Here is a 13,996-nt window from a genome sequence, read left to right on the forward strand (position 1 = left end):
TAATATAAATCTTACTGTATGTAAAGCATGCTTTACTCATTAAATAGATATAAAGCTAGTTTTACTTTTCGCGGGTAAAACTAGCTTCATGAAATATTATATTAAAAACATTAGTACATTCTTCTATATATATTTTGTATTATAAATGGATCTAATAACTTTTAAAAATTTCTATGTACGCTTCCAAAGATGACACTCTACTTCTTTACATCTATAATACCCTTATAGTTTCATTTTCCTTTACTTTTTCGAGTAAACCCCGCATAGTTCTAAAAGAAACTGCGCAAATCTCGCCATTAGCCATTGTTACCATTCGACCTTTTTTGTCAATTTGCTGAATATGCTCTGTATTTATAATGCAACTTTTATGGCAACGATAGAATCTTTCATCGAGACGTTCAATAATATCTTTTAAGTTCCCATAAAATTCATAGTGCCCATTTTTAGTTTGTAATTGAAGCTTATGGATTTGAGTAGATGTCAAAAAGCAATAAATCTCATCGTATGGAATGTTTTTGATTAGCTCGCCAATTTTAATTTGAAAATAATGACCCTCATCAACAGCACCTAATTGCTTGTATCTCCGATATGCAGCTTCTAATGCAGTGACTAGCTGATAACTTAACTCTTCCCCTTCTCTTTTCACGATATAATCGAGTGCTGCTAGCTTATATGTAAATGTGAGTTGAAGCATTTCTGCATGACTTGTCACAAAAATAACACTCGACTGCGGATCAAATTGGCGAATCTTGTTTGCTAACTCTAACCCATTGATCTGGCTGCTCAGTTCAATATCTAAAAAATAACAATCCGCTCGTTCCTTTTCTATATAAGTGATAACATCTTCAGGTTTAGAAGTTACTAAAACAAACTCTATACTGGGGTGTTCAATCAGTGCATAATTTTTTAACTTTGTATAAATAAGCTGAAGTTGTCTTTCATCATCATCGCAAATAATTACCTTCAATTTATTTGCCCCCAATTCTGAATTTCAATTTCTTGAATAAACCAATTGTCTTCGATTCTTGTATTCATCGTTACTTGCGGATACCTTTCGACAATCTGCTTAACATTTGCCAAACCAAAGCCACGATCTTTGCCCTTTGTAGAGAAAGATTCTTTATAGATATCTGTTACATTTAGGATCTGTTCTTCCATTGTATTTCGAATGATAATAATCAAAGAACCCGTATTCGTTTTAAAGAAAGCGATGTTCATTATTTTATGATCTACTGATTGATTTGCTTCAATCGCATTGTCGATCAAAATGCCTATCATTCGCGTTAAATCAATGATATTCATATGGATGTTATCAATTTTGTCGGGTATTTCAATACTTACATCGATTTCCTGCTCATTTGCTTGCAGCGCTTTTGTCGCTATAAGCCCCTTTAGTCCTGTTATTTTTAAATTATCCAAATTCGCCAATACCTTATTTTTAAATAAAGTATTCGACTCTACTTTTAAAATATGTTGTTGAAAGTATTCCTTCAAGTCTTCTAAATTATTATCATCTAAATAGCCTTGCATCGTCAGCAAAATATTTGCATAATCATGACGAAATTTCTGCATATCACGATTGATCTGTTCGAGCCCTTCTACATACATGGAGAATTGCTCCATCTCTATCGCGCGCTGTTTTAAGCGATTTTCCTTTTTGATGCCATACAAAAGGAGACCAACTAACAAAAGCATCAATAAAAAATAGCTCAATTGGATCGCTAAATTGATTTTCACCAATTCTATTTCATCCCGATTATCAGGCACAAAGATATTTAAATAAAAAACAAGGATCGTGGCACTGACAATCAAAAAAATGGATATTTGTATGAGTAGCGGAATATCTATACGAGCCAATATTTTATCGACTATTATATTTTTATAGACATAAATACATAACACATAAAAAAAACTAAATAAAATATAGTGTAAATACGTATTCATATTATCTGCTATAAAAGAACGCTCAATAAGTTCAGCTAATGTGTCTGCTAGTACACCGCTAAAAAATACTATACATATATCTAATAATGCTCGAAAATTTCTTGAAACTCTATAAAAAAATAGGCCCGTGGTAAAAAATAGTGTTATAATTCCTATCCAACTTGTAACAAATACATAAACACTAATTGTTGGTAAAACCACAAGACCTATAAAAAATAAAACAATTCGTCGATTTATATGAATCCTCAATGTATAGGCTAAAGCAAAAAATATAGCACACAGTTCAACTACTGAGGCAAAGAATTGATTCATTATTATTCCTTCCCAATAGGTTATTTTAGAAATGGATGATTCTCTTTAAGCTCTTTCGGCACTTCTTCTTCATAAAAGAACATATAACATAAATTTACTACTGCAAGACCTCCTACAATCATAGCCAATTTGGACAATTTCGTAAGAACAAAACTTTTAGTGGATTGGAACGGTTTAAATTTTACATTCATTTGAATCTTCTCCTTTAATGGTTTGTATTAGAATCGCTAAACTTTGAAGACATAAACCTTGAACAACAAATAGTTGGATAGATGAAGGTAAAACAATGATTAATAGGATAATTGCCAATAATCGTATGCGTGTATGCTTTTTTAAATAGCTACGATGTTTTTCATTGACAATAGGGTGTTTTAAAGTTCCAGCAGGTGCGTATGCAAAAATAATGATTGCTGAAACCATACTAATCCCCAGCATAAGCCCATATGGAAGTTGGAAAATACCTAAAAATGCAGCTAGAAAAGGGAATGCAATAATACTCCATGCTATACAGCTTAACTTGCCCGCAAAATGATAGCCGAATGATTTTTGACGAAGTACCAAAAACGTTAGATGTGCAATCAAAGTTGGCACTAGGCAGTGGAGCAACAAAGCAACTCCATAAACGATAATTGCTTTATATAGTTCACTTAAAATAATATGAACACCATAGCGGATTTTAGCCTGATCTAAGGATGTATAATTTTGTTGCTTAATAAGCGCACTTACAATAGCGGACTCCATCCCAGACATTTATGTGTTTCATCCCCTTTTATACTTAATTGATAGTACATATGACAGTTGCACTACGAAGTCTTAAAATTATGGAGTACCTAACAAGCACTGTCCCAGAAAATAGCACCAAAAATTCTACTTAATTAATAAAATAGCACCAAATCTACCATATGCAACCATTTTCATATTAATTTTCATAAAAAATTAATATGCTTACAAGATTAGGCGTTGTTTTTTATACTTGTTTCTTTTATCATAAACGTTAATTTTTATTCATAATCGTTGTAAAAAATGAAGTCATTTAACGTTTATAATTATTTAATTACATTTTACTACAAAAAACCCTTTTTAGGAATTTTAATCGATAGAATAGTAATATTTTTAAAAATATCCATTAGATATATTTATATATATTTTTAATATAATTTACTAATATATCAAAATATTTATTTTTGTTTCTAAGCTGGTTATTGGTCATCTCCTTAATCGTTTTTTATCATGATTGGTATTATTTCTTTATGTGAATGTTGTAAAATGAATAATTCTGAAAACTATTGGTGCATACAGAAAGGATCTTCGCCGCATTTTTATCTGTGAGGATTTTGCCATTGGAACATTAGGCAGGGCAATCGCTGTCATTGTATTATGGAGACTTTGTGAAACGCTCAATATTATTTTGAAAAAATGTTTTTGAACAAATTCATTTTAATCTATTCCAAATGGAACTTTATCAAGCTGTAACTAAGATTTTATTAAGTGGCTTTTTTTCATCGCGTCGTTTATATCGGCAAAAATCATTTCTAAAAAAGTCATTTTGAATCCTTTAAGATACAAATAGAAGGAATGTTGTTGACATTAAAAAACCTCCTAATCATTGAATGTTGCTGTGGTGATTACATAACAAGTAAATGATTAGGAGGTATGATAGATCTAGACTTACTTATACAGCGCTAGAAAATGAACTAGAAATAGGTGTTCACCCTATATTTTAAACGACTGGATCGTCTGAACCCCATTTGCGCTCTTTTTTACCTACATCTAGTTTACCTTTTTGTTTTTTCATTTGGCGCACTTTAAGTACGTACCAAACTTGAGCGGCAATATAAATAGACGAATAAACACCAGTAACTAAGCCGATTAGTAACGCCAATGAGAATGTTTGAATTGCTGATGCACCAAAAAACATTAATGCAATTACGACAACTAATACCGTAACGACTGTATTAACAGAACGTCCAAGTGTTTGACGTAGGGATTTATTAACGATATTCGCTAAATCCTCTTTGTTTTTGATGATGCCGCTACGATGAAGATTCTCGCGAATACGGTCAAATGTAACAATCGTATCGTTGATAGAATAGCCGACAATCGTCAGTACTGCAGCAATAAACGTGATATCCACTTCAATACGGAATAAACTGAAGATAGCTACCATAAAGAATACATCATGGAGTAATGACACAATCGTTCCAACACCCATGCGCCATTCGAAACGAACTGCCACATAGATAATGATACCAAGCGCTGCAATCAATAATGCATAAATCGCATTTTTTGCAAGTTCCTTACCAACGGTTGAGGATACTGTGCTGACTGCGATTTGTATATCTTCACCGTATTCTTTTTGCATTTGTGCTTTAAAATCTTTTACTTGGTCTTTTGAGAAGTTATCTGTAAAACGTAATACAGCCGTTTCTGATTTCTCACCAGCAATTGAAATATCTTTTGGTGAGTATCCATCTCTTATAACTATTTTTTCAACTTCTTGAGACGTTAATGTTTGATTGGTCTGTACTTCAACACGTGAACCACTTGTAAAATCCACACCCAGGTTTAGCTTGAAAATACCTAAAATAATCATGCCCGCTAAAATCAAGACAGCTGATAATGTGAAGAATTTATTACGGCTGTGGACGAAATCAAAACGGTCAAACTTTGTTTTTAAATCGAGCGTATCGATACCTTCTGATAGTTTGTGAATGCGTTTATTGTTGACACCAAATAACCAAGGTCTGTTATCCAAGTAGCCTGAATTAACGAGCAAGCCTAATAGAATACGTGTCCCCCAAATAGCTGTTACAAATGTTACGATGACACTGATGATTAATGTTGTAGCAAATCCTCTTACATTACTTGTACCAAAATGGAATAAAACAGCCGCGGCTAAAAGTGTTGTAATGTTCGCATCAAAAATAGCTGTGAATGAAGATTTTGAACCAGCTTTAAAAGCCACTTTCGATGACTTACCAACGCGTAATTCTTCTTTGATTCGCTCGTACATTAAAATGTTGGCGTCTACAGCCATCCCAATCCCAAGAACAAGTGCTGCAATACCAGGAAGCGTTAAGACCGCATGGATCATCTCAAAAATCCACAACACGATAAATGTGAATACGGTTAATGTGATATCAGCGATTAAACCTGGTAATCGATAAACTGCTAACATGAAGATAAAAATTGCCGCAACACCAATGATACTCGCAAATACCGTTGCTTTTAACGCGTCATCGCCAAATTGTGCACCAACAGAAGTGGAGTAAACTTCAACCAGTTTTGCTGGAAGTGCGCCGGCATTTAAAATACCTGCCAAATCCTTCGTTTCTTGGACAGTGAAGTTACCTGTAATTTGAACGTCCGTTGTGTTCAATGTTTGGTCAACCGTTGCTGCTGAGGCATAAGCTGGTTTTTCTTTTTGTGCCTCTTTTATGTATGAGTCTCCTTTTTGATAGTCTAACCAAATGACCATTATATTTTCAGGAGAGGGACGTTGAGATAGCTTTGATGTAATTTTCGCAAATTTGTCTGCATCTTTTAGTGTTAATGTTACCATCGGTTTATTTTGTTCATCAAATCCAGCTTTTGCTCCACCCTGTTTTAAGTCTTTACCATTTAGTAATAACTGATCATTGTAATCACGAAATGTTAGATTTGCTTGATTTGATAAAACCTCACGTGCTTGGTTTTGGTTTTTAACACCTGCAAGTTGTACACGGATACGATTCTTTCCTTCAATATTAATGCTTGGTTCAGATACCCCTAAAACATTAATACGTCTTTCGATCGCATCTTTAGTTGCTTTTACATCCTCTTCCGTTACATGTCCACCTTCTTTTAGTGGTTGTACTTCATACAAAACCTCAAAGCCACCTTGTAAATCGAGACCTAGATTAATATCTTTTAAGATTCCGGTAATCGTCATGCCCATTGATGCAAATAAAGCAAGTATGATCAAGAAAAAAACTGCGATTCGGCTTTTTAACTTCATTCAAAAAATCCTCCTCAAAAAAGTGCTTCAACATAATATAAAATAATTTTTATATTATGTTTGAATATAGATATATGTCTTGTTTTCCAGTTTCTACATAATAGATTTATTATGAAGTAGCTTTTCTTTTATGTCAAACAATGTTAGAATTTTACAATAAATATACTACAAACTTTTCAGCTGTACGTGCTGATTAAAAAACAAATAGGGTGAACATGAGTAGAAGCGGAGAAATACTCTTTTTTAACACCAGTTATGTTTGAAACAGAGGTTACTCGACTTATCGAAAATGCATATACTCCGCTTTTAGATAGTGCTTATTAAAAAGTAAATTTTTTAAAATTTTTAGGAGAAGCGAGTCCTAGAACCTGTATAGAGCAATTATTTAAGAAAGTAAAACATCTTTTGTTAGAAAATTATTCTAAAGATTAAATCACCCCCCTTCGCCATGTCATAAACGTTAGATTTTTCATCATAATCGTCATTGGAATGATAGCAATTTGACGTTTAAGATCAATTTATTGCAATTTACGACTAAAATCGTTTTCCTAAGGCTTTAGTTGTTACAATAGAAATGTGAAGAAATTTACATTGAGAAGATAAATTTTTTACACAATGGTTCATATGAAGACGATCTATCATAAACTACTCTACTTATCAATTTCCTTGTAGCTCTAGGTAGTAATCTATTGAAGCTGATTCGTTAAGTTTATAGGCGAAAAAATTTAACACATTTTGCTTCATCTCTGATGAACTGAATTTCACTGATTGCAGATTTTGGATGAGGCTTCTTGTAAAAGTAGCGTAAGTTTTCAATTTGAATCATCACTTGTGTAAAGATAGATCCTTTTATAATGAATTTGTGGCACTATCTTTCGATTTATCTCATAATAAAGAGATAAATTCAATTTCATCAAATTCTCAAAAAATCGATTCAGCAGCTATACCAGTAGAATTTCCATTACACGACAACACTCTTTTTCCATATTTAAACTGTTAACAAGCAGAACAAAGTCGCTGAATTGATCTAAAAGGGTTTAAAATTTTATCTTCCAATGTCTTTTTATTTAATATTGACACGATTATGGACCACTTTTAATATTGTAGACAAGCAGAACAAACGCTTGCATCATTATGCGGAATCACATTTTTACATTATGTGCTGATTTCTTTTACGATGCCATCTATATACTGAGACATCAGTAAAAAAGTGCGGCTAGCAAAAAAATATAAAAAGAAAAAAAGGCAGCTGAATAGCTGTCTTTTCATCATTCTATCGATAAAACAATACTCACTCCCCTATAAGACAAATCATTACTAGAATCCCTCTTCTCTCTTTCCCTTGTATTATAGACTTCTATCCTAGCCTCTCTAATTTTCTCCCATCATGATTGGAAATCATTTCTTAAATAAAGTGAAACTCCATCAGTGGGGGTTCTTCATCCCCCATGGTTAGCTATACCAATCGGTCGCATGCGGCAGTTGTTCCCCCACCTATCTTTCTTCGTTTGTTTCTCTCTAAAACCTTGAGGTGGGGGCCTTACCGTCTGTTAACGTGGGATAAATCTTGTTAAACAAAAGAAATGCACTTTTGAAAGCTATTAAAATATGCAAAAAAGGCTTAGCTATGCTTTTATTTGCAAAAGTTTTATTGTTGGAACAATGGGCACATTATTGGCGTCATGTATCATATAAATTTATGAAATATTACTTTGAAAAATAGCCCGAAAAAGATTCAAACTAATTTATTTCAGATGAAGATTGATCAGGTCATAGCTATGACTTTATTTAGCGATCTATGAAGATTAATAGACTTCATTTATACCAGTATACCAGCAAATATTACCTCTAAAAGACGTTTGGATTTAAAAAGGGCTTCTATTTTGTTCAGTTTATATTTTAAATGAATCTTTTACATTATTTTCAGCTCATTCGAGAGAGGATCATACTATGAGAAAACATAGAACTAAAATAACAAAAGAGAAACCTAAAAAAAGAATTCTAAAATGGTTTTTATTATCTACTATAATAATTGTTTTACTTGCATCTAGTTATGGGATTTACACCTTTGTACAGGTGAAAAGCGCCTTGGATCATTCAACGGTAGACTTAGGTAGGAAGGGGGATAAATCTGAGTTAAGGGAAAATAATATCACATTTAGTAAAGACCCTATTTCTATTTTGTTAATAGGGGTTGAAGATTATGCCAAAAACACAGATAGCGGTAGAGCAGATACCCAAATAGTCGTTACGCTAGATCCTAATTCCAAGCAAATCCATTTAGTTACCATACCTAGAGATACAAGAGTTCGTATTGAAAATGCTGGAGAATACTCTGGTATCCATAAAATAAACGCTGCTTATACCTATGGAGATATCACAGGCTATGGGGCTGTCAAACTACAAATAGAAACAGTCGAAAAACTCCTTAATATCCCAATCGATCATTTTGTTGCAGTAAATTTCGATGGACTTCGCGATATTGTTAATACCTTAGGTGGTGTCACAATTGATGTCAAAGAGGGTTTTTGGGAAAAAAATATCTATGATAATTCCAAAATAGAATTCAAAAAGGGAAAAACTCTTCTAAATGGGGAGGAATCTCTTGCCTTCGTACGTATGCGAAAAAGAGACGTGAATGCCACGTATTCTAGAGATGAAAGACAAAGACAATTTTTAAAAGCGGTAATTGATCAAGCCATGTCTGCCAAAACGATTTTTAAAGTTGGGCAAATATCAGATATTCTCGGTAAAAATGTAGAAACAGATTTAAGCGCAAAGGATATTTTTGCATTGCAAAAACAATACTCAGAGTTAAAAAACCCATCTATCAGTACACTTGAAATTGATGGAGCCGATCAAACTGTAGATGGCGGCTCATACTTTATCCCACAACAGAGCAGTTTGCAACAAGTAAGTGAAAATTTACGGAGTATACTTAAATTGAAAGATAAAAGTGCCTTCACTACAGATGCGGATGTTACTAATTAAAGATTCTTTCATCTTAAGATCACGCACATCATCTGTCTTAAAAATTTCAGCCATTACGTAATTGACCAATCAGCTTGCGTGCGAGCTTAAAAATTAAAGTAATAATAAAAATCAGCCGTGTTGATTATCCAATTTCACCCTGATTTTCTCTTAAGCCGCACACCTGTCTCAAAATAAACCCTCACCTAGTGGGATCTCATACAGGGATTGTAATTGAACCAATCGAACTTTTACAGGTAGCTTCCCCCAACATCTTGTAGTGATTGTGGGGGGGCCTTACTGCCTGTTAATACGAAATAAATAACAACGACGTTAATTTATCTGTTGCCATCTTCTATATATAAGTATATAGTTATATAATAAAATAATTATATAAAAGGAGCGTTCTCATGGATTCGTTGTTAAACATGGAAAAGCAGCTAAAGGCTGTTAGTGATACGAACCGCTTAAAGCTTTTGGCTTGTTTAAAGCAAGGCGAAGTTTGTGTATGTGATTTAGTCGATATATTAGAAGTTTCACAACCAGCAGTTAGTCAGCAATTACGAAAGCTAAAAGAAGCTGGCATTATTTTGGAAAGAAAAAAGGGCACTTGGAAGCATTACCGACTAAATGAAAAGCAGTCTCCTTATATTCAAAGTATTCTTGATATTTTGGAACCCATATCCATTCATCATTGCGGGCCCTCTTGCTGCTCAGAAGAAGGTCATCAATAATGGAAAAATCCTTAACAAAACAGTTATCTTTTTTAGATCGTTATTTAACACTTTGGATTTTCCTTGCAATGGGGCTAGGAATTTTACTAAGTGTGGGCGCGCCTCATTTGAAAGATACTTTAGATGCTTTATCTGTTGGTACAACATCTATACCCATTGCTATTGGTTTGATTGTTATGCTCTATCCCCCTCTAGCAAAGGTGAAATATGAGGAAATGTGGCGTGTCTTTAAAGATTGGAAAGTATTATTACTATCTCTTATCCAAAATTGGTTATTAGGACCTTTTTTAATGTTCTTCCTAGCTATTCTCTTTCTTCACAATTATCCAGAATATATGGCTGGCTTAATACTGATAGGTCTTGCCCGCTGCATCGCGATGGTTATTGTATGGAATGATTTAGCACGAGGTGATGCCGAGTACGTAGCTGGGTTGGTTGCCTTTAATTCGATCTTTCAAATCTTATTCTATTCTGTATTTGCCTATTTCTTTTTAAATATCATGCCCGGATGGTTTGGCTTAGAGAATTTATCCATATCCATTTCTATGTGGGAAATTACGAAAAGTGTCTTGACCTATTTGGGAATTCCATTTATTGCAGGAATTTTAACACGTATGATTGGTATCCGATTAAAGGGTGTGAAATGGTATCAAGAAAGATTTATTCCGAAAATTTCACCATTAACGTTAGTGGCGCTTCTCTTTACGATCGTGATGATGTTTTCATTAAAAGGCGATCAAATCATAGAATTACCATTTGACGCGCTTCGTATCGCATTACCTTTGTTGATCTATTTCTTCATCATGTTTGTCATTTCTTTCTTTGCCTCACGTAAAGTAGGTGCGAGCTATCCTGTTACAGCTGCTTTATCCTTTACAGCTGCAAGCAATAATTTCGAGCTAGCCATCGCTGTAGCCGTCGCTGTATTTGGTATTCATAGTGGCGAGGCATTCGCCGCGGTTATTGGACCACTTGTTGAAGTACCCGTATTAATCGGACTTGTTCGTGTTGCACTAAAATGGCAGAAAAAATATTTTCAAACCATCAAATTATAAGGAGTCTTCTCATGACAAAAACATTGTATTTTCTATGCACAGGAAACTCATGCCGTAGCCAGATGGCAGAAGGATGGGCAGAAAAACTGCTCCCTTCCGATTGGACTGTTAAGAGCGCTGGTATTGAGGCACATGGCGTAAATCCAAATGCTATTAAAGCCATGCAAGAAATTGGCATCGATATTTCTCACCATACTTCTGATGTTATCGATCTAAACGCATTGCAACATGCTACACTCGTTGTCACACTTTGTGGTGATGCAGCGGATAAATGCCCTATGACACCACCATCTGTCAAACGCGAACATTGGGGCTTTGAAGATCCTGCCAAAGCACAGGGAAACGAGCAGGAAAAATGGCAAGTGTTTCAGGAGGTGCGAGATGCGATTGGTAAACGTGTAAAACAGTTTGTAAGGGAGCTTGACGAATGAAAATTTCAGCTGATGGAAAAAAGTATTTATCACAAGTTATGGAAGAATCTGAAGTAAAAACACTTCGTTTCTATGGAATACAAGGATGCTGCAGTATCAATCTAGGCGTAGTTTTAGAAGATGCACATCCTACTGATGAAGTTCTAACAATCGACGGTATTCCATTAGCGATTGATCCGCTCGTAAAAAATGAGTTAGAAGAAGTAACCATTCATGCTGAAGAAGAAAATGGCGAAATCGGTTTACTATTAATTGGCTACGTACCGCATTGTTGTTAAAAAACTTGCGCACTATTTAGAAACTAAATTTTCACATTCTTAATTTGATTACAGTCAAGGATGATGGCTGCTACAGAAACGTCTTGATTTGCTTGAAAATCCATTTTTAAATATTTTTTCAAAAGATATATAAGCAGATACTTATGAATAGGAGGCATTTTTCCATGAAAACATTGAAAATTTTAAACCAATCGGCCTGTTGCGATCCTTCAAGTAATTGTTGTACATTTGCCGAATCCACATTACCTGTAGCCATCATTGGTGCTGGTCCAGTCGGTTTAGCCGCAGCGGCACAGCTAGTCTCAAAAAAACAAGCATTTATACTATTGGAAAAAGGCAAGGAAGTAGGGGCCAATATTCGTACATGGGGGCATGTTACATTATTTTCCCCATGGAAATATAACATGGATACCGCTGCAAAAAAAATGTTGCAAAAAACGGATTGGCAAGAGCCACATGCAGATGATATTCCAACAGGTAACCAACTAATTGATTCATATTTAAAACCTTTGGCCGCATTAAAAGAACTGAAGCCTTTTATCTATACAAACCATCAAATCATTGCAATTACACGCAAATTCAGTGATAAAATGAAATCAAAAAATCGCAGTCAAAATCCGTTTGTACTTTATGTAAATGTAGATGGCCAAATCAAATCTTTTGAAGCACGTGCTGTATTAGATGCAACAGGTACTTGGGGAAATCCAAATCCAGCACAAGGAAATGGTGTATGGCTCCCTAGTGAAAAGGCATTACAGCCATACATTGATTACCATATACCCAATATAGAAAAAAAACATTCTCTTTATGCAAATAAAAAAATAGCGGTAATTGGCGGTGGTCATTCAGCCATCAATTCCTTATTAAATTTGGCTGCATTAAAAGAAGATGAGTCAGCAACTGACATTACATGGATTTTACGTAAAGAGCATATTGAAATGGCATATGGTGGGGAGCAGAAAGACGAACTTATTGCACGTGGATCTCTTGGAACGCATATTCGGCAATTAGTTGAAGAAGATAAAATCCAAGTTGTAACACCCTTCTTTATCTCCTCTTTGAAAAAAGAAGAAGATAAAATCTCAATTATCGGTACAAAATGTAACGAAGCTCATACGTTAAAAGGCTTTGATCGATTAATCGTTAACACTGGCAATCGTCCAGATTATTCAATCAATGCAGAAATTCGTTTTGACATAGATGCTACTACTGAGAGTGTATCTGCACTGGCTCCTTTAATTGATCCAAATAAGCATAGCTGCGGAACCGTAAAACCACATGGTGAAGCTGAATTACGGCAACCTGAATCAAACTTCTATGTGGTAGGTTCCAAAAGCTATGGTCGAGCTCCTACGTTTTTAATGGCGACAGGTTACGAACAAGTTCGCTCAATCGTTGCCTACCTAACTGGTGATATCGATAGTTCAAGGCATGTGGAATTAAATCTCCCAGAAACAGGTGTATGTAATAGCGGCATTGGCGGCTGTTGTTAAGCAAGATAAAGTGAAACTTTAATCTGTGGGTTTTCTTCATCCCCCACTGAACTAGAGGAACGAAAGTGAAAAGCGCCACGTCGTGTGGTAGCAACACCTGATTGATCAGCATCTTGTTGACCCGAACCAATCGGACGCATGTGGCAGTTTATCTCCCACCTAACTTCTTTACTTTCGCTGAATTTTGAGGTGTGAGTATTACTGCCCAGTTAATGCGGGATAAAAATAGAAGCAAGTCTTAGGGAAGGTTATTACTATGATCATACGACAAATGCAACATTCTGATTTAGAACAAGTGCTTCAAATATATAGGCAAGGTTTAGAAACCAAAATTGCTACTTTTGAAACAATCGTTCCAACAAAAGGAGATTGGCACGCATCTCACCATAAAACATTACGCTTTGTTGCAGAAACGAATGGCCAAATTATTGCTTGGATTGCACTTTCTCAAGTCTCCAATCGAAAGGTATATTGTGGTGTAGGGGAAATTAGTATTTATATCAGTGAGTTAGCTCGTGGGAAAGGCATTGGAACAGCATTTATGAATAAAATGATTCAAAAAAGCGAAGAAGCCGGCTATTGGACATTACAATCATCAATATCTTCCAAAAATCAAGCAAGCCTAGCTCTTCATTTAAAAGTAGGATTTCGAGTCGTTGGCACTAGAGAAAAAATCGCCAAACGCGATGGGGAATGGCAAGATACTATCATCATGGAGAGACGGAGCAGAGTAGTGTTTTGAGGTGATCTCGTATAATAATTATATCATCTTATAAAATAAA

13 protein-coding genes are annotated in these 13,996 nt (G+C 34.8%); 7 read left to right on the top strand and 6 right to left on the bottom strand.

From position 1 onward, the window contains the following. Positions 1-211 precede the first annotated feature (211 nt). From FEZ13_RS14000 to secDF, 5 genes are all read right to left on the bottom strand, one after another. The gene (locus tag FEZ13_RS14000) at positions 212-967 is read right to left on the bottom strand and encodes a LytR/AlgR family response regulator transcription factor (RefSeq protein WP_146553198.1); all 756 of its coding nucleotides are present in this window, start codon (positions 965-967) and stop codon (positions 212-214) included. Continuing rightward, positions 964-2,256 carry a sensor histidine kinase gene (locus FEZ13_RS14005; protein WP_146553199.1) on the bottom strand — a complete coding sequence of 431 codons (1,293 nt, stop codon included), beginning with the start codon at positions 2,254-2,256 and terminating at the stop codon, positions 964-966. Before FEZ13_RS14005 ends, FEZ13_RS14000 begins: the two co-directional genes overlap by 4 nt. 20 nt (positions 2,257-2,276) lie before the next feature. Then, positions 2,277-2,447: a cyclic lactone autoinducer peptide gene (locus FEZ13_RS14010; protein WP_146553200.1), complete on the bottom strand. Its 171-nt coding sequence runs from the start codon at positions 2,445-2,447 to the stop codon at positions 2,277-2,279. Then, the gene (locus tag FEZ13_RS14015; protein WP_146553201.1) at positions 2,431-3,006 is read right to left on the bottom strand and encodes an accessory gene regulator ArgB-like protein; all 576 of its coding nucleotides are present in this window, start codon (positions 3,004-3,006) and stop codon (positions 2,431-2,433) included. Before FEZ13_RS14015 ends, FEZ13_RS14010 begins: the two co-directional genes overlap by 17 nt. Positions 3,007-3,976: 970 nt before the next feature. After that, positions 3,977-6,253 (bottom strand): protein translocase subunit SecDF, encoded by a 2,277-nt coding sequence (secDF, locus tag FEZ13_RS14020; RefSeq protein WP_146553202.1) that lies wholly within the window; start codon positions 6,251-6,253, stop codon positions 3,977-3,979. Positions 6,254-8,203: 1,950 nt separating this feature from the next. Between secDF and FEZ13_RS14025 the strand changes: the two genes are divergently transcribed. The 6 genes from FEZ13_RS14025 to FEZ13_RS14050 all read left to right on the top strand — a co-directional run bounded on the left by FEZ13_RS14025 (position 8,204) and on the right by FEZ13_RS14050 (position 13,214). Further along, entirely contained in the window at positions 8,204-9,244 is a 1,041-nt protein-coding gene (locus tag FEZ13_RS14025; RefSeq protein ID WP_146553203.1) for an LCP family protein, read from the top strand. Positions 9,245-9,633: 389 nt separating this feature from the next. After that, a complete protein-coding gene (locus FEZ13_RS14030) occupies positions 9,634-9,957 on the top strand; it encodes an ArsR/SmtB family transcription factor (RefSeq protein WP_146553204.1) in 324 nt (107 codons plus the stop codon). Further along, entirely contained in the window at positions 9,954-11,012 is a 1,059-nt protein-coding gene (gene arsB, locus FEZ13_RS14035) for an ACR3 family arsenite efflux transporter (RefSeq protein WP_280524848.1), read from the top strand. Before FEZ13_RS14030 ends, arsB begins: the two co-directional genes overlap by 4 nt. A gap of 11 nt (positions 11,013-11,023) precedes the next feature. Then, positions 11,024-11,443: an arsenate reductase (thioredoxin) gene (gene arsC / locus FEZ13_RS14040; protein ID WP_146547692.1), complete on the top strand. Its 420-nt coding sequence runs from the start codon at positions 11,024-11,026 to the stop codon at positions 11,441-11,443. Further along, entirely contained in the window at positions 11,440-11,721 is a 282-nt protein-coding gene (locus FEZ13_RS14045) for an iron-sulfur cluster assembly accessory protein (protein WP_146553205.1), read from the top strand. The genes arsC and FEZ13_RS14045 overlap by 4 nt, the downstream gene beginning before the upstream one ends. Before the next feature lie 164 nt (positions 11,722-11,885). After that, entirely contained in the window at positions 11,886-13,214 is a 1,329-nt protein-coding gene (locus FEZ13_RS14050) for an NAD(P)-binding domain-containing protein (RefSeq protein WP_146553206.1), read from the top strand. Here FEZ13_RS14050 and FEZ13_RS19635 read toward each other — a convergent pair. Beyond that, on the bottom strand, positions 13,211-13,354 hold the full coding sequence (locus FEZ13_RS19635) for a hypothetical protein (protein WP_186725930.1): 144 nt from the start codon (positions 13,352-13,354) through the stop codon (positions 13,211-13,213). The genes FEZ13_RS14050 and FEZ13_RS19635 overlap by 4 nt on opposite strands. Before the next feature lie 116 nt (positions 13,355-13,470). Here FEZ13_RS19635 and FEZ13_RS14055 point away from each other — a divergent pair, with 116 nt between their 5' ends. Next, complete coding sequence (locus tag FEZ13_RS14055; protein ID WP_146553207.1) at positions 13,471-13,956, top strand: GNAT family N-acetyltransferase; 486 nt, start codon at positions 13,471-13,473, stop codon at positions 13,954-13,956. Positions 13,957-13,996 lie beyond the last annotated feature (40 nt).

The organism is Rummeliibacillus sp. SL167, from assembly GCF_007896505.1.
GTDB classification, from domain to species: Bacteria; Bacillota; Bacilli; order Bacillales_A; family Planococcaceae; genus Rummeliibacillus; species Rummeliibacillus suwonensis.